General features: G+C 60.4%; 16 protein-coding genes. 3 read left to right on the top strand and 13 right to left on the bottom strand.

The annotated features are described in order from the left end of the window. Window positions 1-122: 122 nt before the first annotated feature. From V6943_RS00185 to V6943_RS00175, 3 genes are all read right to left on the bottom strand, one after another. Entirely contained in the window at window positions 123-656 is a 534-nt protein-coding gene (locus tag V6943_RS00185) for a ferritin-like domain-containing protein (RefSeq protein ID WP_340552253.1), read from the bottom strand. Between the two features lie 97 nt (window positions 657-753). Further along, complete coding sequence (locus tag V6943_RS00180; RefSeq protein WP_340552252.1) at window positions 754-888, bottom strand: hypothetical protein; 135 nt, start codon at window positions 886-888, stop codon at window positions 754-756. Between the two features lie 11 nt (window positions 889-899). Then, window positions 900-1,298 carry a Rho termination factor N-terminal domain-containing protein gene (locus V6943_RS00175; RefSeq protein ID WP_131649962.1) on the bottom strand — a complete coding sequence of 133 codons (399 nt, stop codon included), beginning with the start codon at window positions 1,296-1,298 and terminating at the stop codon, window positions 900-902. A 361-nt stretch (window positions 1,299-1,659) separates the two neighbouring features. Here V6943_RS00175 and rfbD point away from each other — a divergent pair, with 361 nt between their 5' ends. Together rfbD and V6943_RS00165 are read left to right on the top strand one after the other, a co-directional pair. Further along, the gene (rfbD, locus tag V6943_RS00170; protein WP_340552251.1) at window positions 1,660-2,583 is read left to right on the top strand and encodes a dTDP-4-dehydrorhamnose reductase; all 924 of its coding nucleotides are present in this window, start codon (window positions 1,660-1,662) and stop codon (window positions 2,581-2,583) included. Window positions 2,584-2,714: 131 nt separating this feature from the next. Continuing rightward, window positions 2,715-3,614 (top strand): AEC family transporter, encoded by a 900-nt coding sequence (locus tag V6943_RS00165; RefSeq protein WP_340552250.1) that lies wholly within the window; start codon window positions 2,715-2,717, stop codon window positions 3,612-3,614. Between the two features lie 12 nt (window positions 3,615-3,626). Here V6943_RS00165 and V6943_RS00160 read toward each other — a convergent pair whose 3' ends face one another. Further along, entirely contained in the window at window positions 3,627-4,382 is a 756-nt protein-coding gene (locus tag V6943_RS00160; RefSeq protein WP_181100156.1) for a VC0807 family protein, read from the bottom strand. A gap of 87 nt (window positions 4,383-4,469) precedes the next feature. Further along, window positions 4,470-5,423 carry a lysylphosphatidylglycerol synthase transmembrane domain-containing protein gene (locus tag V6943_RS00155; RefSeq protein WP_340552249.1) on the bottom strand — a complete coding sequence of 318 codons (954 nt, stop codon included), beginning with the start codon at window positions 5,421-5,423 and terminating at the stop codon, window positions 4,470-4,472. A gap of 204 nt (window positions 5,424-5,627) precedes the next feature. Between V6943_RS00155 and V6943_RS00150 the strand changes: the two genes are divergently transcribed. Next, window positions 5,628-6,890: a cytochrome P450 gene (locus V6943_RS00150; protein WP_340552248.1), complete on the top strand. Its 1,263-nt coding sequence runs from the start codon at window positions 5,628-5,630 to the stop codon at window positions 6,888-6,890. On the opposite strand, the gene V6943_RS00145 is transcribed toward V6943_RS00150, so the two are convergent. The 8 genes from V6943_RS00145 to accC all read right to left on the bottom strand — a co-directional run bounded on the left by V6943_RS00145 (window position 6,891) and on the right by accC (window position 18,235). Then, window positions 6,891-9,692, bottom strand: coding sequence for a hybrid sensor histidine kinase/response regulator (locus tag V6943_RS00145; RefSeq protein WP_340552247.1), 2,802 nt, complete (start codon window positions 9,690-9,692; stop codon window positions 6,891-6,893). Between the two features lie 115 nt (window positions 9,693-9,807). Then, a complete protein-coding gene (gene purD, locus V6943_RS00140; RefSeq protein ID WP_340552246.1) occupies window positions 9,808-11,097 on the bottom strand; it encodes a phosphoribosylamine--glycine ligase in 1,290 nt (429 codons plus the stop codon). Between the two features lie 196 nt (window positions 11,098-11,293). Further along, the gene (gene purH / locus V6943_RS00135) at window positions 11,294-12,898 is read right to left on the bottom strand and encodes a bifunctional phosphoribosylaminoimidazolecarboxamide formyltransferase/IMP cyclohydrolase (RefSeq protein WP_340552245.1); all 1,605 of its coding nucleotides are present in this window, start codon (window positions 12,896-12,898) and stop codon (window positions 11,294-11,296) included. Between the two features lie 112 nt (window positions 12,899-13,010). After that, complete coding sequence (gene fis, locus V6943_RS00130; RefSeq protein WP_131649971.1) at window positions 13,011-13,331, bottom strand: DNA-binding transcriptional regulator Fis; 321 nt, start codon at window positions 13,329-13,331, stop codon at window positions 13,011-13,013. Then, on the bottom strand, window positions 13,328-14,341 hold the full coding sequence (gene dusB / locus V6943_RS00125) for a tRNA dihydrouridine synthase DusB (RefSeq protein WP_197445808.1): 1,014 nt from the start codon (window positions 14,339-14,341) through the stop codon (window positions 13,328-13,330). The genes fis and dusB overlap by 4 nt, the downstream gene beginning before the upstream one ends. Before the next feature lie 188 nt (window positions 14,342-14,529). Then, window positions 14,530-15,786 carry a DUF3426 domain-containing protein gene (locus V6943_RS00120; protein WP_340552244.1) on the bottom strand — a complete coding sequence of 419 codons (1,257 nt, stop codon included), beginning with the start codon at window positions 15,784-15,786 and terminating at the stop codon, window positions 14,530-14,532. Window positions 15,787-15,895: 109 nt separating this feature from the next. Beyond that, window positions 15,896-16,777 (bottom strand): 50S ribosomal protein L11 methyltransferase, encoded by an 882-nt coding sequence (prmA, locus tag V6943_RS00115; RefSeq protein WP_131649974.1) that lies wholly within the window; start codon window positions 16,775-16,777, stop codon window positions 15,896-15,898. A 108-nt stretch (window positions 16,778-16,885) separates the two neighbouring features. Further along, window positions 16,886-18,235: an acetyl-CoA carboxylase biotin carboxylase subunit gene (gene accC, locus V6943_RS00110; protein WP_131649975.1), complete on the bottom strand. Its 1,350-nt coding sequence runs from the start codon at window positions 18,233-18,235 to the stop codon at window positions 16,886-16,888. Window positions 18,236-18,249: the final 14 nt, after the last annotated feature.

Below are 18,249 nucleotides of genomic sequence, written 5' to 3'. Positions count from 1 at the left end.
AAGCTTCAAGCGCGCCAACCCATCTACGGGCCACGGCCTGATCGTGCTTTGCTTGGCACCCGACGGTATTTTTAAGCGTCATCCATCGATCCGACAATCCTCGCAGGCTGCAGCTTGCAGCCTCAGTTCATGCCGTCGAGCAGGCTGGCCATGTCATCGGCGTGTTCTTCTTCCTGCGCGAGAATGTCCTCGAAGATCCGTCGTGTGGTTGGGTCCTTGTCGCCGATGTACTGAACGATCTCGCGGTAGCTGTCGATGGCGATGCGCTCGGCAACCAGGTTTTCGAAGACCATGTCGCGCAGGCCGTTGCCTTCGGCATATTGCGCATGTGATCGCTCGGTAAGGCTGTCCGGATTGAAGTCGGGTGCGCCGCCCAGCTGCACGATACGCTCGGCCAGTCGGTCGGCATGTTCCTGCTCTTCGTTGGCGTGCTCAAGGAACTCTGCTGCGGCAACGCTCGATTTCAATCCAGTCGCCATGTAGTGATGGCGCTTGTAGCGCAGGTAGCAGACCAGCTCGGTGGCCAATGCCTCGTTGAGCAGATTGATCACGGTGTCGCGGTCTGCTGAATAGCTTTCGGTCACCGCACCGTTTTCGACATGCTGCCGGGCACGCTCGCGCAAGGTCTGTTTGTCGCTCAGTTGTACATAGCTCATCACGGTCTCCTGAATTCAATAGGGCTGTTTAGCCATGCCGCCGCGCCTGTTGGCGTCTCGCTGGGCTTTAGCTGTGATGGATGAGGAGCAGGAAAGTTTAGCCGGCTCCGCCTTTCTCCGACTGATCAGGGTCGCCGGGGTCTTCGATAGGCACCGGTTGATCGGGCTCCTTGCGCTCTGGATCTGGAATGGGGCTCGGCGTTCCATCGCCCCGCGGATCGGGATCATGCATGTCGGTTTCCATCAGCTGAGTGCCTTGATCAGCTCGTCCTTGCGCATCTTCGACCGACCGCGGACGTCACGCTCACGGGCTTTCTGCATCAGTTCGTCCCGCGTCAGTTCGGTGAGCGAGCTACTGCCGGAACGATTGCTACGCGCTGAGCCCTTGTTGGGTGAATCGCCGGAGCGTGCTTTCGCTGCGCGATGGGAGGAATCCTTGCGGTCGGCGCGCTTGGCTGTCTCGCTTTTGTTCTGCCCCGACCCACCCTTGCGCTCGCCGCCGCCAGATTGCTTGTTCACCGTGGCCCACGCACGTGCTTCGGCCTCCTTCTCGGGCACACCGCGCTCCTCATAGCTCTGTTCGATATGTTCGGCTTTGCGTTGCTGTTTATCGGTGTACTTGGATTTTTCACCTCTAGGCATAACGATTCCTCCACAAGCATGAACGATGCGAGGCCTACAGGCTTGGGCACGCCGTAGGTTCCGCCATAACACCACCTCTTTCAGATTGGTCCCCACCGGCGGTGTCGAGTTTCACGCGTGTTGGCACCGCCCGCTTGCGAATTGTCTTCATGAAGTTGTCATCACGGTCCCGCCATGCTTCCGACGAGCTGGGAATAATTCTTATCAGCCTTGCTTTCGGCGGAACAAAATTCGTTTATGCTGGCCTGAATGTGCTTGAGCCGCGCTATCTCGGCGGTTTCAGCGCGATGGGCCTGTATCGAATCTGCTTTACGAATCGTGCTTGCCGTTACTAGCGAGCTTTGAATGAGGTGATAACCAGATGCGAATCCTTGTATGCGGTGCCGGTGGCCAAGTCGGCCACGAGTTGGTAGACCGTGCGAATAAGTATGGTCTCGAGGCGCTTAGCATGACCCGGGGGCAGCTGGACATTACCGATGCTGATCAGGTGGCAGCTGTCGTAGCCCTGCTCAAGCCGGGGATGATCATCAACGCGGCCGCCTACACTCACGTCGACAACGCCGAGACGCATAGCGAGCAGGCGTTCGCAGTGAACCGTGAGGGGGCGGCCAGATTGGCCGAAGCCGCCCGGTATGCCTGCATCCCATTGCTGCACATCTCCACTGATTACGTGTTTTCCGGCGAAGCCCGAGAGCCTTACCGAGAAGAAGACGAAGTCGAACCAACGGGCGTGTACGGTGCCAGCAAGCTGGCTGGTGAAGAGGCCATCCGGGCTGTGTTGGATGAGCATCTGATTCTGCGAACCAGCTGGGTGTATGGCGCGCATGGCCACAATTTCGTCAAGACGATGCTGCGCCTGGGGCGTCAGCGTGACTCTCTTTCGGTGGTCGCTGATCAGTTTGGCTGCCCTACCCAGGCCGGCAGCATTGCCGATGTGCTACTGCAGCTGGCTCAGCGATATGCGCGTGAAGGCGCGCTTGCATGGGGGCTCTATCACTACAGCGGCCGTTCGCCCTGTACTTGGTTCGATTTTGCTGTAGAGATTTTTCGCCAGGCAACAGTCAAGGGCATGCTTCCTAAACAGCCACAGGTATCTGCGATCACTACCGCACAATACCCGACGCCCGCGCGTCGGCCGGCCTGGTCCGTGCTCGATTGCACCCGATTCGAAACAACCTTTGGCATCGCTACGCATGACTGGCACGAAGATTTATCGGTTGTGCTCGACTCGCTGGTCACTGTGGAAACGGGTGCCGCGGTTGTCGCTGCGCCTCCTCAGGTCTGACGGCTGACCTATCGGATTTGCCCCGGGGTGACTTGGGGCCACACCTGTTGGTTATCCTGTCCGCGAGTCGGTATTCTTTGCCACCTTTTTACGGGGCGGCATGAGGCCGTACCGGTCGTTGGAGAAGCTGCGTGGTCGTGTTTGAGGCAATCCTGCCCATCTTTGGCTTGATCATGCTCGGCTATCTGCTGGGCTGGAGAGGTTGGCTCGCTGGTGAAGCGGCAGCCGGGCTCGCCAATATCACTTTCAAGTTGTTCATGCCGGCCGTCCTGTTCACCGGTATCGCCCGCGCACAGCTGAGCGACGGCATGTCTCCGATGCTATTGCTGGCCTATTTTGGTCCGGTGCTCGCCATCTTCATCTTCGTAGGGTTGATTGCGCATCGTTTGCTGGGGCGCGCTTCGCCGCTGGGATTGACGGCTGCCTACTCCAATAACGTGCTGGTCGGAATCCCGCTGGTGACCACGTTGCTCGGACAGGCGAGCCTGGTGTACGTATTCGCAATCCTGGTTTTTCACAGCCTGATCCTGTTTTCGCTGCAGAGCTTCTACAGCGCGTTCGGCTCGGGGCAGAAGGTCAGTGGCACGGCGCTGCTGAAGAATCTCGCCAACCCGCTCATTGTGGGGCTGTTGCTCGGAGCCTTGCTGAACGTTTCGGGCTTCGGTCTGCCGCAGTCGATATGGCGCATCGCTGATTGGCTGGCCCAGGCAGCGTTGCCTTGCGCACTGCTGGTGCTGGGTATCAGTTTGTCACGCTATCGGCTGCGTCCAAGTCCTACTGCGTTGGCGCTGACGCTCGTCAAGCTGGGCTTGTTTCCATTGCTGGTGTGGTACGTCAGTGGGTTGTTGCCCGGGCTGAGTCATGAAGCACGTAGCGTGCTGGTGCTGCTGGCGGCCTGTCCGAGTGGCGTGAACGTGCTGGCTTTCGTGGCCAATCCGGACGATACCCGCGCGGTCAGTTCGACGGTGTTTCTCTCGACCATGCTCGCGGCGATCGGCCTGCCGTTGTGGATGCTGCTGATGTCGGCGTGATCGCCGAGGCGGTCAGGATTTTCCACCACGCCGATCGGCGTGCGCGTGCGGGGCGATGATGTCCTCGAGGCGCAGGCCGGTCAGGCCGTGAATGGTGCGCCAGAGGTAATAGAAGATCGCCATCATCATCAACATGCTCGGGATCGCGATCATAGGGTAGCTGAGCAGGGTCATGCGACCCAGCTCGGCGTTGAAGGCTTCACTGCCGGCCGGGCTGTTGACGATCCATTTGGCCAGTACATAGTTCATGAAAGAAGAGAAAAAAAAGGTACCGCTGAGAAAGTAGGTGGCGCGCAGCAGCCGCGTTTCGAAGTGAGCGGTTTGCCCGTTGCGCTCGAGCTGCTCGTGAACCTTGTCGACGTTGAGCACCTTGGGGTTGTAGAGCAGGGTGCGGATCAGCGGGAAGCGGGTGCGGGTCGAGGCCAGTACCGCAATGCCGATGATGCCGGGAATTGCGGCTTCCTTGACTGCCAGCCATTGGGGGTCGAGTTGCAGTAGGCCGATGCCGCCGGTAAGCAGCACGCTGACGAGGCCCAGCAGGGCGATCCAGTTGAATTTACGATATTTCGCCAGTTCAAACAGACCCCAGCCGAGCGGAAACGCCAGCGCCAGCAGAAGCGCGCCGTCGGCGCCAAGGCGGTTCTCGCCGCTAAGCTTCATCAGGATCAATGATGGGATCACGATGCTGATCGCCAAATCCATCAAGGGCCGTGGCTTGTGCTCGGGCGGTTGATCGGAGCCTGGTCGGGTGGTACGGGTGTCGGTCATGTGATTTCGTGTTTCATCTCGAAATGGAGGCGAATGATCACCCGAGCGAGCGAACATAGCCATACTGCAATGGTGGTGTTCCGTAGTTTACTGACCGGAGCCGATGCCGGTGCGTCGTTTTGCCGACCACTGGGTGGCTTCGAATACCATCACGATCAATATCGCCAGGGCGAATGGCAGCAGAAGGTAGAAGGCCCTGAATACGATCAGTGCAGCCAGGACGTCGGATGTAGGCAGCTCCGGCAAGGCGGCGATGAAGGTCACCTCGAGTACCCCGAGCCCGCCGGGTGCATGGGACAACAACGCCAGCGAGAAGGATGCGAGAAATACCCCGAGTACCACCAGATAGCCGGGGTTCTGCGCGTCGGGAAGCGCGAAGTAGATGATTGCCGCCGCGCAGGCCAGTTCCAGTGGTGCGGCAATCAGCTGCCTGCCGACGATCGGAAGGCGTGGGTAATCGATTCGCCATTTCCCAAGATGCATGGGCGCGAAATGTCGCCAGGCCCCAATCACGTAAAGACCGACCAGGCACAGCAGGGACGTCCCAATGGCGAGCGAAAGCCAGGGATCTGCGTCGATGAGCCTGCTCAGCAAATCCGGCCGCAGAATCAATACGGCTCCCCCAGCCAGCAAGGTGCCGAGAAAAAACGTGAGGGAACAGAATACGATCAATACGCCGATCTCATGCGGACTGAGCCCCTTGCTGCGATACGCGCGATAGCGCACAACCGCCCCGGAAAACACCGACGCGCCCACGTTGTGCGCCAGGGCATAGGTGGTGAACGAGCAAAGCGTGATGAACCACCAGGAGATGTTCTTGCCCAGGTGGGCTATGGCAATCCGGTCATACCAAGCCAGCGCGGTGTAAGCACCAAGCGTCGCCAGGCCAGCCAGCAGCCAGTCCCGATAGCTGATGGCCTCGAGACTTTCGGTGAGTTCGGCCAGCGAGAGATTGTGAATTTCCTGATAGAGCAGATAGCCGGAAAGCAGTACCGCCGTGATGCCGACAAAGGTCCAGACGACATCGCTCCTCTTCATCATTGGGTTGGCTCCTTGGCGACGGCTTATGCCTCGAAGCGAAGGTTCGGACAATGGGGCACAAGCGTCGCGGAATAGTTCGGCCAGTCTTTTATCGGCATCGGAGCGCGCGTTTTGTTCATTCTGGCATTGGTGTGAGCGGGAACGGGCACCGGGGCAGCGGGATGAGGTCCACCGTAGGGCCTGACATCAAGGGAGGAAACAGTAGTGCCTGATATCCCGCGTGATCTACAAGCAGAGAGTTCGCTTTCGCTGCTCAGCGAAGGGTACTCGTTCATTCCCAGCCGATGTCAGCGGCTTGGATCAGACATCTTCCAGGTCCGCCTGCTGCTACAGAACACGATCTGCATGAGTGGCGAAGAGGCTGCGAGGTTGTTTTACGACGAGCAGCTATTCGAGCGTCAGCACGCCGCACCGCGCATGCTGCAGAAAACGCTGTTTGGCCAAGGCGGTGTGCAGGGGCTGGATGACGAGGCACATCGGCATCGCAAACGACTGTTCATGTCATTGCTGACCGACGATGCGGTCGCCGAACTGGTGCGGTTGAGCGAGACCCATTGGCAGGCGGCCATCGAGACCTGGCAGCGTAGCGACCGCATCGTCCTCATGCCGGAGGTCCAGGCGATTCTCACCCGCTCGGTGTGTGGGTGGGCCGGCGTACCGCTCGCCGGGGGTGATGTACTACTGCGTCGTGATCAGCTGGCCGCCATGATCGATGGCGCGGGTGGTATTGGAGCCCGCCACTTGCGCGCGCGCAAGGCGCGTAAAGAGGCGGAAAACTGGATGATCGAGCTGATCACCCGAGTGCGAGCCGGGGAACTGCAGGTCGATGAAACTCGGGCGCTGGCCGTGGTTGCGCAGTATCTCGATTTAGACGGAAAGGCGCTTGATGAAAGAGCGGCGGCGGTCGAAATGCTCAATCTGTTGCGCCCGACAGTGGCGGTTACGCGCTTCATTATCTACGCCGCGCTGGAATTGCTGGCGCATCCAGCGTGGCAGCAGCGGTTGCAGCGAGATGATGCTGCGCTGGAACCCTTTGCACAGGAAGTTCGCCGGCTTCATGCCTTTTTTCCTTTCACTGCGGCGCGCGTGCGAAAGGATTTCGAATGGCGGGGCTATCACTTCCCTAAAGGTACGCGAGTGCTCCTGGACCTCTACGGGACCAATCGGGACTCGCGGCTCTGGACTGAGCCTGAAGCGTTTCGGCCCGAACGTTTCGCCACCTGGGATGGCAGTGCGTTCAATTTCATCACTCAGGGCGGTGGCGATGCCGCGACAGGGCATCGCTGTCCCGGCGAGCGATTGGCGATCGCACTGCTGATGAGTGCACTGCGCATGCTGACGCGGCGGATGACTTACGCCGTCCCTGCTCAGGATTTACGGATGGATACTTCACGAATGCCGGCGCAACCGGAAAGCCTCCTGGTAATTGAGGATGTGCGCAGCGTGTCGCCAATTTCCCAGCAATGATCAGGGGCGGTTGTGCCGATCCGCAGAGGCTGCCGCTCGGATATCTACCCAACGTTCGATCAGTTCACGCAGTTGCGACATCTCGACGGGTTTGGACATGTGCCCATCCATGCCGGCTTCGCGGGCGCGCTCGCGATGCTCGCTGAGAATATGAGCCGTCAGCGCCACCACAGGCGTTCGCGGGCGACCTGCCAAAGACTCCCAGGCGCGTAGCCTCGCGGTCGCCTCGAAGCCGTCCATGACAGGCATCTCGCAGTCCATTAGCACCAGATCGTAGGGTTGCGTCTTGATCAGTTCGAGCGCTTCCTCGCCGTTGCTGGCAGTGTCCGGCTTGAGGTTCAGCTTGTTCAGCATGCCTCGGATGACTTTGGTGGAAATACTGTTGTCCTCGGCGACCAGGATGAGGAAGTCGTCCGGTACCGAAAACGGTGTGCTGGATTGAATGGCGGTGGAGGCTACGGTAGTGGTGCGGCGAGAGATCTCATCGGCGAGGGTCGTTTTCAGGGTGTAGCCAGCAACGGGTTTGGCCAGGATGCGCTTGATTCCGGCGTTGCGCGCAATGATCTTGCTCGGCGCGCTGCTCATACCGGTCAGCATGATCAGCAGAATGTCGTGGTTGATGCTGAAGTCTTCCTTGATCTTGCTGGCCAGCTGCATACCCGTCATGCCGGGCATGTCCTGATCGAGCAGGACGACATCGAAGTATTCGTGCAGGTGCGCCTTGGTGCGGAGCAGGGCAAGCGCCTCCTTGCCAGAGGCCACGGCACTGACGTCCAGGCCCCAGCTGCTGCACTGCTGGCTGATTACCTTCCGGCAGGTGTCGTTGTCATCGACTACCAGCAGGCGTGCCCCTTTCAGCTGGCTGTCGAGATCGCTGGCGGGTTGTTCGGTAAGTTCGGCACCCAACGGCAGGCTTATCCATAACGTGTTGCCTGAGATGCCGCCGGTCTGGATGCCGAACTCGCCGTCCATCAAGTGAACGAGTTGTCTGGCGATGATCAGACCGAGTCGGCCGCCGTGGCGGGTTGCGGCGAGGAAGTCGCGGCTATCCAGGGCAGCATTGAGCAACGCATCGCGTTCCTGCGCTTCCAAGGGCCGCCCACTGTCTTGCACGGTGATGCGCAGACGCGGAGGCGCTTCATGCTCGTCCACCGCTGCGATCAGCAGGACTTCGCCTTCTTCCGTCTGCTTGAAGGCATTTTCGAGCAGGTTCAACAAGGCCTGGCGCAGACGGGTAGGGTCGCCTGCGACGACATGTGGAATCTGCGGCTGAACGAAGCTGATCAGCTCGACCTTCTGCTGCTCTGCCTTGGCTCGGAAGATACTCAGACAGTCCTCGATCAGGGCATTGAGGTCGAACTGAACATCGTCCAGTTCGATTTGTCCGGACTCCAGTTTGGAAATATCCAGGATCTCGTTGATCAGGTTGAGCAGTTCATTGCCGGAGCTGTGAATCGTCTGTACGTAATCGCGTTGTTTGGCCGACAGCGAAGTGTCCAGCAACAACTCGCTCATACCCAGCACCCCATTCATGGGGGTGCGAATTTCGTGGCTGATCTTGGCCAGAAAGTCTGCCTTGGTCCGTAGCTCAGCGCTGGTGACCGCTTCAGCAGTGTGCTGATTGCGACTGTTGGCCTGGATCTGCCGTTGCCGCTCCAGCAATGCGAAGCTGAGGATCAGACCCGAGCACGTGGCGACGCTGAACATGATGCCGGTCAGCCAGTTGGGATCGAGCTGGTCGAAGCCCAGCAGAATGGGCAGAACGAATAAGAAGCCGCCATCGAACAGCAGCATACCGGCGACTACTAGTCTGGCGGGCTCATAGCGCTGCCGCCAATGATGGATTGCCACCGCGGTAACGCTGAGCGCAGTGATCAATACCGAGACGTAGATCAGCCAACTGAACCACAACTCGCCGGTGAGCAATATGATGGTAGCCAAAGCGATGACAATGCCTGCTAGCGTCGCCAGCAACCACGTCACCCAGGATCGCGTGCGGTGCTGGAAGAAGCCAAAGGTGTAGGCAAGCAAGGACAGGCAGGTGAGCAGCGCCGCCATATCGGCAATCAATGGTTGGCTATAGATCAGGTTCGGTATCCATACAGCCAGCAAGCCGAGGTTCGCCATGGCGCAGATCAGCAGTGCGCCGTGTAGCACGGCCAGCCATACATGGCTGTAACTGAGCGTGTAGGCGAAGCGCAGCAGGTTGTAGACCATCAGCAGCGCCAGGGCACCGAACAACGCACCGAACAGGTACGCCGGGCGGGCCTGCTCGACCAGCCCAGCTTCGTCGATCGTATAGAACCAAGTCATGATCGGGTGCGACGACTGCAACCGAACGTAGGCCTCGCGAGGCGCATCGTCGTTGGGCAGCGAGAACAGGTAGGCGCGCGTCGGCAGAGGGCGCGAATCCAGCGGTCTCAGCTCGCCGGTTTCAATATGTTGCTCGAGCTGCCCGTCGCGTAGCAGGTAGAAGTCGAGATATTGCACACGAGGGGCGAATACCCACAGCCAGTTCGGCTGAGTGAAGGGGGGGAGGCTCACCTGTAGCCAAACGGCGCTGTCGCTTGCCGGAGCAGCATAGGAGCGGGTGTCGATTCGCTGGAACAGACCGCGCTGATCCAGAACCTCATCGAGCGTAAGCAGGCCTGACTGATCAATGAGCAGTCGCCAATTGGGTCCCGTTTGTTGCGTGGCGGCAGCGGGGTCGGAAGAGAGTGGCTCGGCCACCGCGTCGAATGACGACAGCGCAGCCAGCAATAGACTGAAGGCAAAAGCAATGGCGACTCTAAGTCGACGCACGATTGAAGCCCCTTCATCTATCTGACGGCAGATTATAGCCATCGCCATGTGCCCCTGTAATGCGTGCAACGGAAGATAAGGTCTGCCGTTGCGCACATTCCAGCGAGTTCCTCGCTCAGCTTTTGCCCTGTTCGCGCGCAATTGCACGGTAGCCGATGTCATGGCGGTAGAAGTGGCCGTCCCATTCGACGCGTGCAGCCAGCGCGTAGGCGTTTTGCTGGGCTGCCGAGACCGTTTCGCCCATGGCTGTTGCGCAGAGCACGCGTCCGCCGGAGGTAGTGATCGCGCCGTCCTTCAGCGTCGTGCCGGCATGGAATATCTTGCCTTCCAGTTGCGCTGCAGCCTCCAGGCCGCGAATCGTCGCGCCCTTGCTGTAATCGCCGGGGTAGCCTCCAGCCGCGAGAACGACGCCCAGACTCGGGCGAGGATCCCATTGTGCCTCGATCTTATTCAGCGCCTTCGCCAGTGCTGCCTCGACCAGGAGCACCAGACTCGATTGCAGGCGCAGCATGATGGGCTGGGTTTCCGGATCGCCGAAGCGGCAATTGAACTCGATGACCTTCGGTGCGCCGGCCTTGTCGATCATCAGGCCGGCATAGAGAAAGCCGGTGTAGACATTGCCTTCGGCGGCCATGCCCTTGACGGTCGGCCAGATCACCTTGTCCATGACACGCTGGTGAACCTCGGCGGTGACCACCGGAGCGGGCGAATAGGCGCCCATACCACCGGTATTCGGCCCGCTGTCGCCATCACCGACGCGCTTGTGATCCTGGCTGGTGGCCATCGGCAGGACGTTCTCGCCATCGACCATGACGATGAAGCTGGCCTCTTCGCCATCGAGGAATTCCTCGATCACGACGCGTGCGCCGGCATCACCGAAGGCGTTGCCCGAGAGCATGTCGCGTACGGCTTCTTCAGCTTCTGCCAGGGTCATGGCGACGATCACGCCTTTGCCGGCTGCCAGGCCATCGGCCTTGATCACGATGGGCGCGCCTTTCTCATGCAGATAAGCCAGCGCCGGCTCCACCTCGGTGAAGTTTTGATAGTCGGCGGTAGGGATCTGGTGACGAGCAAGGAAGTCCTTGGTGAAGGCTTTTGAGCCTTCCAGCTGCGCGGCTGAGGCGGTGGGGCCGAAACAATCCAGACCACGCGAACGGAATAGGTCGACCACACCTTTGACCAGTGGCGCCTCTGGACCGACGATGGTCAGCTGCACGTTCTTTTCGGCGAAATCCGCCAGTTGCTCGATGGCCAGCACGTCGATGTCGACGTTTTCGCACTTGGCTTCGGTCGCAGTGCCGGCATTGCCCGGCGCGACGAACACCTTATTCACCCGTGGGTCCTGCGCCACCTTCCAGGCCAGCGCGTGTTCACGTCCGCCGCTGCCGATGATCAGTACGTTCATGAAAAATCTCCTGGCGGGTCCGGACGATGCCGGATCGTTGGGTATCGCTTCGCTCATCCCAACCTACGAATCTCGAGGTCGTAATCGGGTCGGTAGATGCAAGGCGTCAGGCCCTTTACCCAGCGGAGCTGCCTTCTGGCATGAGCATGGGGAGGGCCGGACAACGCCGCAGATGCCTGTCCGAGCGCGACCGTTATTAGTGTCTGAAGTGGCGCATACCGGTGAACACCATGGCGATGCCGGCTTCGTCTGCCGCGGCGATGACTTCGGCGTCGCGCATCGAACCGCCCGGTTGGATCACTGCAGTGATGCCGGCTTTGGCGGCATTGTCGATGCCGTCGCGGAACGGGAAGAAGGCATCCGAGGCCATGACCGCGCCGGGTACCGGCAGGCCAGCATGTTCGGCCTTGATCGCGGCGATGCGGGCGGAATTGACCCGGCTCATCTGGCCGGCGCCGACGCCCACGGTCTGGCGATTCTTGGCGTAGACGATGGCGTTGGACTTGACGAACTTGGCCACCTTCCAGGCGAAGATCAGGTCGTGAATTTCCTGCTCGGTCGGGGCGCGCTGGGTCACGATCTTCAGATCGTCCGCGGTAATCATGCCGATGTCGCGGCTTTGTACCAGCAGGCCACCGTTGACCCGCTTGTAATCCCAACCCGGCGCGCGTTCGGCCGGCCATTGGCCGCACTCGAGCAGGCGCACGTTGGCCTTGGCGGCGACAATCTCCCGGGCCTCGGCGGATACGCTCGGCGCAATGATCACTTCGACGAACTGGCGCTCGACGATGGCGCGGGCGGTTTCACCGTCCAGCTCGCGGTTGAAGGCGATGATGCCGCCGAACGCCGATTCGCTGTCGGTGGCATAGGCCAGCTCGTAGGCCTGGCGGATGCCGCCTTCGTCTTCCGGCACCACGGCGACGCCACAAGGGTTGGCGTGTTTGACGATGACGCAGGCCGGCTTGACGAAGCTTTTTACGCATTCCAGTGCGGCGTCGGTGTCGGCCACGTTGTTGAACGACAGCTCCTTGCCCTGCAGTTGGGTAGCGGTCGCGACGCAGGCTTCATCGGGCTGCTCGACGTAGAAGGCGGCGATCTGGTGTGGGTTCTCGCCGTAGCGCATGTCCTGCGCCTTGACGAACTGCGTGGTGAAGGTGCGAGGCAGCAGGCTGCGGCCTTCGGTGGAAAGGGTGTCGACGCTCTGGTCGATGGTGCCCAGGTAGTTGGCAATCATGCCGTCGTAGGATGCGGTGTGTTCGAAGGCTTTGAGTGCCAGATCGAAGCGCTGTGCGTAGGTCAGGCCGCCGTTGCGCAGATTCTCGATGACGTCGGCGTAGTTATCAGCATTGACCACGATGGCCACGTCTTTATGGTTTTTCGCAGCGCTACGAACCATGGTCGGACCGCCGATATCGATGTTCTCGATGGCGTTCGGAAGCGTGCAGCCGGGTTTTGCGACGGTGGCGGCAAACGGGTAGAGATTGACCGCGACCAGATCGATCGGGGCGATGCCGTGCTCGGCCATGACCGCACTGTCCAGATCGCGACGGCCAAGAATGCCGCCGTGGATCTTCGGATGCAGGGTCTTGACCCGCCCGTCCATCATTTCCGGAAAGCCGGTGTAGTCTGCGACTTCGACGGCGGCGATGTCGTTTTCGCGCAGCAGCTTGAAGGTGCCGCCAGTGGACAGGATCTCGACACCGAGGGAGGCGAGTTCACGGGCGAATTCAACGACGCCAGTCTTGTCGGACACGCTGATCAGCGCGCGGCGGACGGGAAGGCGGAGGGAATGGTCGGTCATCTTTATTCCAGTCGATGGAGGCGGATTCGGGGCAGCTAGCTAGAAGCTAGAAGCTAGAAGTCGAGCCGTATGCCGAGGCTGGAAACGTCCGGCTTCCAGCTTTTGGTTCGGCTTACAGCAGATCGTACTGCTTGAGTTTCTTGCGCAGAGTGCCGCGATTCAGGCCCAGCAGTTCGGAGGCCTTGGTCTGGTTGCCCTTGACGTAATTCATTACGGTTTCGAGCAGTGGTGCTTCCACTTCGGAAAGGACCAGGTTGTAAACGTCCGTGACGTCCGCGCCTTCCAGATGGGCAAAGTAATTGTGCAACGCCTTCTCGACACTGCCACGCAGGGTCTGGCCTGCTTCGCTTGGCGTGTTGAGGTGTTGCTTGAGGTTCACGTTGTCGCTCACGGATGTTGTTCCAGTTACCAGTGTTTCGTTCAACAGCGTCATGCAGCCACCCCTTTCCCTTCCCCCGAGTCAGGGCCTGTTCGGCGTTCGGCAAAGAATGCTCGAACACTGGCGCATTGCGCGTCCCTGTCTTCCAAACCATTGAACCGGGCGCGATATTCACGCGCGCCGGGTAGTGTTGCGAGATACCAGCCGACATGCTTGCGCGCGATGCGCACACCCATGACATCGCCATAGAAGGCGTGTAGCGCGCTCAGGTGTTCCAGCAGAATGTCTTCGATTTCGATCAGACCCGGCGGAGCCAGCAGCTCGCCGGTCGCCAGGTAGTGATTGATCTCGCGAAAGATCCAGGGTCTGCCCTGTGCCGCTCGACCAATCAACAGTGCATCGGCACCTGTTGCGCTCAACACCTCACGCGCCTTTAGCGGCGTATCGATATCCCCATTGGCAAATACCGGTATCGACACCGCCTGCTTGATCGCCGCGATGGTGTCGTACTCGGCGTCGCCCGTATAAAGGTCGGCACGGGTACGGCCATGTACGGCCAGGGCTGCGATTCCGGATTGTTCGGCGATCTTCGCCACCGTCAGTCCGTTTTTGTTCTGCCTGTCCCAACCGGTGCGGATCTTCAAGGTCACCGGAACATCAACCGCACCGACGACGGCTTCCAGAATTTCCGAGACAAGCCTTTCATCTTTCATCAACGCCGATCCGGCGGCCTTGTTACAGACCTTCTTCGCCGGACAGCCCATGTTGATGTCGATGATCTGCGCGCCCAGCTCGACATTGCGAGCGGCGGCTTCGGCCAGCATCTGCGGATCGCCACCCGCGATCTGCACCGAACGCGGCTCCGGATCACCTTCATGCAGCAGGCGCAGTCGCGATTTGCGGCTATTCCAAAGGCGTACGTCACTAGTCACCATTTCCGACACCACCAGACCCGCGCCGAGGCGTCGACAAAGCTGGCGGAACGGCTGATCGGTCACACCGGCCATGGGTGCGAGGATCAATCGATTCGGAAGGATATAGGGGCCGATGCGTACCGCTGACATGAAGATTCCCTGCTTGGAGCCTGCTTGTTAGGTCGATCGGGACAGCAAAAAAGGGTGTGCATAATACCCGCTCCGGATGACGGGTTAAAGGTTGTTTTGAACAAAATCTGAGCAGCCCTAAGCTTATAACCAGCGCAAGGAATGGCACGCCGATACGACAGGCGGCGGAGGCTATAGCGTGCTTGGCACTAATCCGGTGAGCGGAAGCTCAGGCTGTAGTTAACTGCCTTTGCGCCAGGATCGAGGATGTCCAGGGCGATATGAATGGGAATCTGCGATGGCATTTCCCGCCGACCGGCAAGCTCCCCCGACAGGTACTCGCCAGGTTTGAACGTGCGCTGCGCCAGTGTCTGCCCGTTGATGTCGGCGAAGCGGATTTCCAGCAGCGGAAACGGTTGGGCGAACGACGCGCGGTTGTAGATGATCGCATCGACTACCAGCGCCCCGGCGAAGTCGGGGTGGCTGCGCACCACCAGATTGCTGCTCTTGATCTGGCTGATATCGACCCTGGGCGGCAGCTCGCAGCCCAGAGAGGGACAGATTCGCTCCAGCCACGGGCGATATTGGTCCTGTCGCGACACTTCATCAAAGTTGTACGCAACATATTGGCCAGCGAGCGCAAGCAGGGCGATCAGGTTCAGCAGGCCCCAGCCCAGCCAGCGTCCCCAGGGGCGACGGTGCGCCTCCCAGCCGAGTTGCAGGGGCTCGTCGTCGAGTTCAAACAGCGGGTCCTCATGGTTCCTGCGAGTCGTTCGGTCTGGAGCCTGCTCTGCGTCGACCATCGGTTCGGCCGCGACTTCCGGCTCGATCAGGCCGGTGAAGACAGGCTCGGCGCGCTCCGGTGAGTCGGGGTGCTCGTTCAACGGAACGGGCCGGCTTGTCAGTGGACTTGGCGGCGCGGGATGTTCGGCGCTTACTGGTGTAAAGCGAAGATCGGTCGCCTGGGGCAATGGCTCTGCAGTGAGTGCTGGCTCCGCTTGCGTTCGGTTGTGGTTTGTCGGTGTGTCGGTTTCCGCGCTCAGCAGCTGCTCGGCCCAGGCCTCGTCATCGGCCGACGAGAGTTCATCCGTTGGGGTGCGCAGGCGTTCGTCAGGCCGTGGCTCCAGCTCCAGAAACTCTCGCGACAACTCCAATTCCTGGCGTTCGAGCTTCGCCAGTTCTTCGTCCAGGTCGAGGCTGTCCAGATCAAGGTCATCGTGGATCCAGAGCGTTTCGTCAGTGGTGGGATGCCGGGACGAGGTCGCGTGAGTTGGTGCCGGTTCGCTGCGGGAGGGCTGGCTGGCTACCGTTGGATCAGAGACAACGTCCCCTTGCAGGTAGCGGGCTGCATTGAACAGTTCCATGCAGGCACCGCAACGCACCACGCCTTGGGCAGCTGCGAGTTGAGCGCGGCTGACACGAAAGCTTGTACGGCAATGAGGACACTGAGTGACGAAGCTGGTCATGCGTTGGTCCGGCGAAAAATGCCCGTAGTCTAGCGCATGCGCATCGATGAACGGCAGTGGCGTCTCGCAACGGAAATCGCGGCACTGCTGCCGCGATTCGACGCTTTGTTCAAGAGCGTCGAATTCCCGTAATCCGCACCCAGCCGTCTTTTTCAGCGGTGGGGTCCAGGTCGAAGTGGCCCGCGTAGGCGGCGCGAACCTCTTCAGCTTGTTCGACCAGAATTCCAGACAAAGCCAGGCGACCGCCGAGTTTGGCGCGCTCGATGATCCGTGGTGCCAGTTCCACCAGCGGCCCCGCCAGGATATTGGCGACCACGACGTCGAACTGGCCTTCCGGCAACTGCTCGGGCAGATACAGCGGGAAGCGTGCAGGGTCGATGCCGTTGCGTCCGGCATTATCACGGGACGCCTCGATGGCCTGAATATCGATATCGGTACCAACCGCCTTGTCAGCACCCAGCAACAGCGCGGCAATGGCAAGAATGCCCGAGCCGCAACCGAAATCCAGCACCTGCAGGCCGGTCAGCTCTTGAGAATCCAGCCATTCCAGGCATAGCGCGGTGGTGGGGTGGGTTCCAGTGCCGAAGGCGAGGCCGGGATCGAGCAACAGGTTCACTGCATCTGGCTCGGGCGCGGCGTGCCAGCTGGGCACGATCCACAAGCGACGGCCGAAGCGCATGGGCTGGAAGTTGTCCATCCAGCTGCGCTCCCAGTCCTGGTCCTCGATGCGCTCCAACTGGTAATCGGGCAGTTCACCGCCGGTCAGCAACTGCAGGTGCGCGAGCAGGTTGCTTTCATCCACATCGGCTTCGAACAGGGCCAGCAGGTGGGTATGCGACCACAGCGGCGTGGTGCCCAGGTCCGGCTCGAAAATGGGTTGGTCTTCGGCGTCCATGAAGGTCACCGATACCGCGCCGACGCCGAGCAGGGCGTCTTCGTAGGATTGCGCCTGTTCCGGGGCGATGGCGAGGCGAAGTTGTAGCCAGGGCATGCGAAGCTCCCTTCGAAAGCGGCTTCAGGCGGCAAGCCTCAAGCTGCAGGAAAAAGAAAGGGAGCGGCTATGCCGCTCCCTTCGGATGCACATCATATCGCTTGCAGCTTAGTGCTTATCCATACCCAGTTTCTTTTCCAGGTAATGGATATTCACGCCGCCCTTGCAGAAGCCTTCATCGCGAACCAGATCCCGGTGCAGCGGGATGTTGGTCTTGATGCCGTCGACGACGATTTCGTCCAGGGCATTGCGCATGCGCACCATGGCTTCTTCGCGCGTGGCGCCGTAGGTGATCAGCTTACCAATCAGCGAGTCGTAGTTCGGCGGAACCGAATAGCCGCTGTACAGGTGCGAGTCGACGCGAACGCCGTTACCGCCCGGTGCGTGGAAGTGCTTGACCTTGCCGGGGCTCGGAAGGAACTTCTCCGGGTCTTCGGCGTTGATCCGGCACTCCAGCGAATGGCCGCGGATGACTACGTCTTCCTGCTTGATCGACAGCTTGTTGCCCGCGGCGATGCTGAGCATCTCCTTGACGATGTCCACACCGGTGACCATCTCGGTGACCGGATGCTCAACCTGTACGCGGGTGTTCATCTCGATGAAGTAGAAACGGCCGTCTTCGTAGAGGAACTCGAAGGTGCCGGCGCCACGATAGCCAATCTCGACGCAGGCGTCGGTGCAGCGCTTGAGTACTTCTGCCCGGGCCTTTTCATCGATGTAAGGGGCTGGCGCTTCTTCCAGGACCTTCTGATGGCGACGCTGCAGGGAGCAGTCGCGATCGCCCAGGTGAATGGCGTTGCCCTGACCATCGGAAAGCACTTGGACTTCCACGTGGCGCGGGTTGCCGAGGAATTTTTCCAGATAGACCATCGGGTTGCCGAAGGCGGCACCGGCTTCGGTGCGGGTCAGCTTGGCTGACTTGATCAGGTCTTCTTCCTTGTGCACCACGCGCATGCCGCGACCACCGCCGCCGCCTGCAGCCTTGATGATCACCGGATAGCCCACTTCACGGGCGATGCGCAGGGCTTCCTTCTCGTCTTCCGGCAGCGGGCCGTCGGAGCCGGGAACCACGGGTACGCCGGATTTGATCATGGCGTCCTTGGCGGACACCTTGTCGCCCATCAGGCGGATGGTTTCCGCTTTCGGGCCGACGAAGGCAAAACCGGATTTTTCCACCTGTTCGGCGAAGTCGGCGTTCTCGGCGAGAAAACCGTAGCCGGGGTGAATGGCGGTGGCACCGGTCACCTCTGCCGCGGCGATGATCGACGGGATGTGCAGATATGAATTGGTGGCAAGGGGCGGGCCGATGCAAACGGACTCATCCGCCAGGGCCAGGTGCATCAGCTCGCGATCGGCAGTGGAATGCACCGCGACGGTCTTGATACCCAGCTCCTTGCAGGCTCGCAAGATCCGCAGGGCGATTTCACCGCGGTTTGCGATCAATACTTTTTCCAACATCGCTGGCTCTCCGC

The sequence above is a fragment of the Pseudomonas sp. CBC3 genome, assembly GCF_037967085.1.
Classification (GTDB): domain Bacteria; phylum Pseudomonadota; class Gammaproteobacteria; order Pseudomonadales; family Pseudomonadaceae; genus Stutzerimonas.
Note: the sequence above shows the minus strand (reverse complement) of the source record. Positions and strands in the feature narration are given on the sequence as shown.